This window comes from Mesorhizobium sp. M7A.F.Ca.ET.027.03.2.1 (assembly GCF_003999175.1).
In the GTDB taxonomy this organism is placed as follows: Bacteria; Pseudomonadota; Alphaproteobacteria; order Rhizobiales; family Rhizobiaceae; genus Mesorhizobium.
Map to the genome: position 1 here is coordinate 1 of NZ_RZOM01000342.1, position 5,550 is coordinate 5,550.

At 62.1% G+C, this 5,550-nt stretch carries 5 protein-coding genes and 1 pseudogene; 2 read left to right on the forward strand and 4 right to left on the reverse strand.

Annotated features, from left to right (window positions below):
- From EN750_RS16465 to EN750_RS16480, 4 genes and pseudogenes are all read right to left on the reverse strand, one after another.
- A pseudogene (locus EN750_RS16465) lies at positions 1–537 on the reverse strand (carbohydrate ABC transporter permease); the annotation flags it as partial.
- Positions 534–1,481 carry a sugar ABC transporter permease gene (locus tag EN750_RS16470; RefSeq protein WP_032901495.1) on the reverse strand — a complete coding sequence of 316 codons (948 nt, stop codon included), beginning with the start codon at positions 1,479–1,481 and terminating at the stop codon, positions 534–536. The gene EN750_RS16470 and the pseudogene EN750_RS16465, both read right to left, overlap by 4 nt.
- 126 nt (positions 1,482–1,607) lie before the next feature.
- Positions 1,608–2,939 carry an ABC transporter substrate-binding protein gene (locus tag EN750_RS16475; RefSeq protein ID WP_027039732.1) on the reverse strand — a complete coding sequence of 444 codons (1,332 nt, stop codon included), beginning with the start codon at positions 2,937–2,939 and terminating at the stop codon, positions 1,608–1,610.
- 277 nt (positions 2,940–3,216) lie between these two features.
- Positions 3,217–3,906, reverse strand: a complete 690-nt coding sequence (locus EN750_RS16480) for a PIG-L deacetylase family protein (protein WP_127273168.1) — start codon at positions 3,904–3,906, stop codon at positions 3,217–3,219.
- A 28-nt stretch (positions 3,907–3,934) separates the two neighbouring features.
- Between EN750_RS16480 and EN750_RS16485 the strand changes: the two genes are divergently transcribed.
- Positions 3,935–4,825, forward strand: a complete 891-nt coding sequence (locus tag EN750_RS16485; protein WP_127397038.1) for a DMT family transporter — start codon at positions 3,935–3,937, stop codon at positions 4,823–4,825.
- Between the two features lie 47 nt (positions 4,826–4,872).
- Positions 4,873–5,550 (forward strand): DEAD/DEAH box helicase (locus EN750_RS16490; RefSeq protein ID WP_127397039.1); only part of this gene is annotated, 678 nt, incomplete at its 3' end.

Consider the following 5,550-nt stretch of genomic DNA (forward strand, 5'->3'; position numbering starts at 1 on the left):
CGCCGTGTCCGACAGGCCAAGCTCGCGGTACATCAGATAGATCGGAATGGCGACGGCGATCGGCGGCATGAAGCGCGTCGACAGGATGAAGAACAAAAGGTCGTCGGCGAGCGGCACCTTGAAGCGTGAGAAGCCGTAGGCCGACAGCGTGCCGAGGAAGACGGCGCAGAAAGTCGAGCCGAAGGCGATGATCAGCGAATTGACGAAGCGCGGCAGGAAGTTGGACGGGCCGGCGATCACCATGTTGCGCTTGCGCGTGGTCTCGTCGCAGAAGCCTGTCGCCGGGCCCAGCGAGTTGATGTATTCCGGCGTCTGCCGGGTCCGCGTCGTGAACAGATTGCAGTAGCCCTCAAGGCTTGGCTGGAACAGGATCTTGGGCGGATAGGCGATCGAATCCGGCGGCGTTTTGAAGCTGGTGGCGAAGATCCACAGCAGCGGCACGATCGAGATCAGTGCGTAAAGTACGATGATCGTGCCGGCGATCCGTTTCGAGTTGCTGCTCGGTGCGACGACCGAATGGGCTGTGGTCAGGCTCATCTCTGCTTCACCTTGTTGAGCGCCTTGACGTAGATGTTGGCGAGGCCGAACACCGCCACGAAAAGAATGATTGCGAAGGCCGAGGAATAGCCGGTGCGCCAGCTTTCGAAAGCCTGCCGCTTCAGCGTTATCGAGGCGACCTCGGTGGTCGAGCCCGGCCCGCCGCCGGTCAACAGATTGACCATGTCGAACATCTTGAAGTTCTCGATGCCGCGAAACAGCACAGCCAGCATGATGAAGGGCAGCGCCATCGGCAGCGTGATCGACCAGAATTGCCGCCAGTTGGAGGCGCGGTCGACCTCGGCCGCCTCGTAGATGTATTCGGGGATGGAGCGTAGGCCCGCGAGGCAGATCAGCATCACGTAGGGTGTCCACATCCAGGTGTCGACGATGATGATCGACCAGGGCGCCAGCGACACGTTGGAGAGCATCTGGATATCGGTCGGCGGAATCCTCGTGACGAAGGAAATCGCGTAGGCGAACAGGCCGATCTGCGGCTCGTAGAGGAAGCGCCAGAAATTACCGACCACCGCCGGCGACAGCATCATGGGCACCAGGATCAGCGTCGTCCAGAAGGCGTGGCCGCGGAACTTCCTGTCGATCAGCCAGGCCAGGGTGAAGCCGATCAGCGTCTGCAGCAGGATGGTCCAGAACACGAAATGCGCCGTCGTCTGCATGGCGATCCAGATATCCTTGTCGCCGAGGATGCGCTGGTAGTTGGCAAAGCCGAGGTTCTTCACCACCTCGTTCGGGCGGTTGGCGCGGTAGTTGGTGAACGACAGATAGATCGCCCAGAACAGCGGGAAGATGTTGATGGCCAGCAGCAACAGGATCGTCGGCGAGATGAACAGCCAGGCGAGGCCCTTGTCGCTGATGCCCCGGACCTTGCGGGCCAACGGTTCCGGCGTCGCCCGGGCAACGTTCTCCGCGGTCCGATTGAGCATGGTGAGTCCTGCTTCGGTCACTTGGTCGTCTCTGTCATGGAATTTATCTGAACTGCGTCCCGTGCCAAGGGCGGCACGGGACGCATGGGTCGAGCTCGGGAGGAGCCGGGTTACATCTTGCCCCAGTTACATCTTACCGTCGTCCTGGAAGACCTGCGTCCAGTCCTTGACCAGGCCGTCCAGCGCATCCTTGGCCGAACCTTGGCCGGCGACGACATAGTCGTGGAAACGCTTCTGCGAGGCCTGCAGCAGCGGGGCGTAGCTCGGCTCGGCCCAGAAGTCCTTCACGATGGCCATCGAGTCGAGGAAGGTCTGCGCGTAGGGCTGGCTGGCCGGGAAGCCCGGATCCTTGACCACCGCGTTGAGGCAGGAATAACCGCCGAGCGACCACCATTTGGCCTGCACGTCCTTGTTGGCGAACCATTTGATGTATTTCAGCGCCGCTTCCTGCTTGTCGGAATAGGACACCACGGAGATGCCCTGGCCGCCGAGCTGGGCGAACTGCTCGCCGTCAGGCCCCTTCGGGTTGACGAAGTAGCCGATCTTGTCGCCGCCGACATTCTCGTCCTTCTGCAGGCCCGGCCACGTGAAGGCGAAGTTCATGTGCATCGCCACCTGGCCGGATTTGAAGGCATCGACGCCTTCGCCCATATAGCTGTTCGAGGCACCCGGAGGCGTGCAGCAATCATAGAGCGCCTTGTAGAACTCCAGCCCCTTCACCGACTTGTCGGAGTTGACGAAGCCTTCCATCTCGTAGGGCTTTTTGGGGTTTTCGTACTGGAAGCCATAGCTGTAGAGCACGTCCATGGCGCCCATGGTGATGCCTTCAGAGCCGCGCTCGGTGTAGATCGAGGCGCCGTAGACGGTCTTGCCGTCGATCTCACGCTTCTGGAAGAACTCGGCGACCTGCTTCAACTGGTCGAAAGTGGTCGGCGGGCCGAGATCCCAACCGTACTTCTCCTTGAATTCCTTCTGCAGTTCCGGCTTGGAGAACCAGTCCTTGCGATAGGTCCAGCCGACGACGTCGCCCATGGCCGGCAGCGCCCAGTAGTTCGGCGTGTTCTTCGGCCATTCCGAATAGCCGACGACGGTTGCCGGCACGAAATCGTCCATGCTGATCTTCTCCTTGTCGAAGAAGTCGTTCAGCTTGACGTAATGGCCGTTCTCGGCAGCGCCGCCGATCCACTGGCTGTCGCCGATGATCAGGTCGCACAATTTGCCGTGCGAGTTCAGCTCGTTGAGGAAACGGTCGGCATAGTTGGTCCATGGCACGAACTCGAATTTCATGCCGATGCCGGTTTCCTTGGTAAAATCCTTGGACAGTTCGACAAGCGCGTTGGCCGGGTCCCAGGCGGCCCAGCACAGCGTCAGGTCTTCAGCGTGCGCGACGTTCGAGACGGCTGTCGACGCTGTGATCGCCGAGGTCAGTCCCAACGCCAGTTTCAAGCTCGATTTCATGACTTCCTCCCATTTGCGAAACGCGCCCGGATGACGGTTTCAAAAAGCCCTCAACCCCTCTCCTCAGGGGCCCAAACATGGCTGCGCGGTTACGCTGCGGATGTTTAGTAATTTGTTTAGTGATGCAATTTTTACTAAACAAAGCAAGCGAATTCGTTGCTGCGCCGCAGCATGCTTATCGCGATGTCTGAAAACGTTGGAGAAGCGCGGCTCGCTGGTCGGCTTACCGAAGCTGTTCAGGCCGATTGTGACCAGGACGTGGGGTCGCCTCGGCTTCTCAACCGACCCTTCTGGTGCTCACCATCACCTTCCGGATCGGCGGTGCCGGCGGCAGCAGCATACGGATATCGGCAAACGGGAACGACGGTTCGAAGCGGAAGGCTTCGGCCGAGGAGCCTTGCGCGCCGTTGCACTGGCCGGCGCGAAAGGCGTTCTGTGTCCGCGCGATGTCGACGAAGCGGTCGGGATCCTGCGACTGATGCATTCGGATCGCTTCGGCCTTGACGTCGGCATGGGCGGAAATGTCGACATAGTGCGTCGGCGAAAAACCGGTGCCGCCCATCGTGTCGGCATGCAGCACCGGGACGGCGAAAGACGCCGCGATGCGCACGCCGTCCGACAGCGCGCGATGGTCGGCATGATAGTCGTTGGGCGCATGCGTGATCACCAGATCCGGGCCGGTTTGACCAATCAGTGCTTTCAGAGCTCCGATCAGCGCTGCATCGGCCACCAACTCGCCGTCCGGAAAGTCGAGGAAGCGTGGCATTGCGCCTACCAGCGCAGCCGCGGCCGTTGCTTCATCGCGACGGACACGAGCGAGAACAGCGGGATCACTCGTGCCGCCCCTGGCACCATCCGTGGCCATGGCAAAAGTGAGCTCTGCGCCTTGCGCGGCATAGGCGGCCATCGTACCGAACATGAAGATCTCGATGTCGTCCGGATGGGCACCGAGCGCCAGGATTTTCAAATCACTCTCTCCCCGGAACTGGAACAACGTGACGAACGGAATCCTGCTCGCCCTGATCGCCTACGCAAGCTATTCGGGCAGCGATGCCGTTGTCAAAAGCCTGGGCGGTCAACTCACGATCTTCGAGATCGGCTTTTTCATAACTTTGTTCGCGGGCTTCTTCCTATTCTTCACGCGACCTGCGGGCGAACGCTGGCGCGATTTCTGGCGCACCAAAAGACCATGGGCGGTGCAGGCGCGCGCCTGGGCGGGCATCGCTTCCGGCGTGCTCAGCGTCTACGCCTTCACCACCATTCCTCTGGCCGAGTCCTATGCGCTGATCTTCCTGGCGCCGCTCTGCGTCACCATTCTCTCCACGGTGATCCTCAAGGAGAAGGTCGGCCCCTGGCGCTGGCTGGCGGTGGTCGCCGGTTTTGCCGGCGTCATGCTGGTGGTGCGGCCTGGCTTTCGCGAACTCAATCTCGGCCATCTTGCCGCCTTCGGCGTTGCTTTCCTCGCGGCCACCAGCGTCATCCTGATGCGCTCGCTGGCGCAGCAGGAAAAGCGCACCACCATGCTCGGCGTGCTGGTCGGTTGCGGCCTGCTGTTCAACGGCATCGGTGCCGCCGCCACCGCCTTTACTGTTCCCAGCGGAAAGCAGTTGCTGTGGCTGGCAATGGCCGGTGCCTTCACCGCGGGTGGACAATTCCTGCAGCTGCTGGCCATGAAATACGCGCCCGCCAACCGCGTCGCGCCGACGCATTATTCGCAGATCGCCTGGGCGGTGATCCTCGGCGCGTTGTTCTTCCAGGAATATCCGGACGGGCTGTCGCTGGTTGGCCTGGCGGTCGTTGGCGGCGCCGGCCTTTTGACCATGGTTCGTGAGGAAGCGCGGCTGGGCACCGTGCGCTGGAACCCGTTTTCGCGCACCCGGCTTTAAACCGACTCTGGTTGCGCCTTGGCCGTAACCGCTGATATGCGGGCGCCATGACCACAAAACCCCTGCCGGAGCTTCCTGTATCCGCCGTGCTGCCGGCGCTGAGGGAAGCGCTCGGCCATGGCAACAGCGCCGTGCTGGTGGCGCCGCCGGGCGCCGGCAAGACGACGCTGGTGCCGCTGGCGCTGCTTGACACGCCTTGGCTCGGCGCCGGCAAGATCATCCTGCTTGAACCGCGCCGCCTCGCCGCCCGCGCCGCCGCCCGCCGGATGGCTGAATTGCTTGGTGAGGAACCCGGCGCCACCGTCGGCTATGCCATGCGCATGGAAAACCGCATTTCGGCAAAGACCAGGATCGTGGTCGTCACCGAAGGCGTGCTGGCGCGCATGATCCTCGACAATCCCGAACTGCCCGGTGTTTCGGCTGTCATTTTCGACGAATTCCATGAGCGCTCGCTCGACGGCGATTTTGGTCTCGCTCTGGCGCTCGACGTGCAAGGGGCGCTCAGGCCGGATCTGCGCTTGGCTGTGATGTCGGCGACGCTCGACGGTGCGCGTGTCGCCAAACTCCTGTCGGGCGCGCCGGTCGTCGAAAGCGAGGGTCGCGCCTTCCCCGTCGACATCCGCTATGACGAACGGCCGGCCGGCATCGCCATCGAGGACGCCATGGCCAAGGCGATCCGCGCTGCCATTGCCGACGAGAGCGGCAGCGTGCTTGCCTTCCTGCCC

What these genes read in the sequence shown, in the direction of transcription:
- EN750_RS16470 (WP_032901495.1), bottom strand. Translation starts at nt 1,481, where the DNA reads ATGCTCAATCGGACCGCGGAGAACGTTGCCCGGGCGACGCCGGAACCG.
- EN750_RS16475 (WP_027039732.1), bottom strand. Translation starts at nt 2,939, where the DNA reads ATGAAATCGAGCTTGAAACTGGCGTTGGGACTGACCTCGGCGATCACA.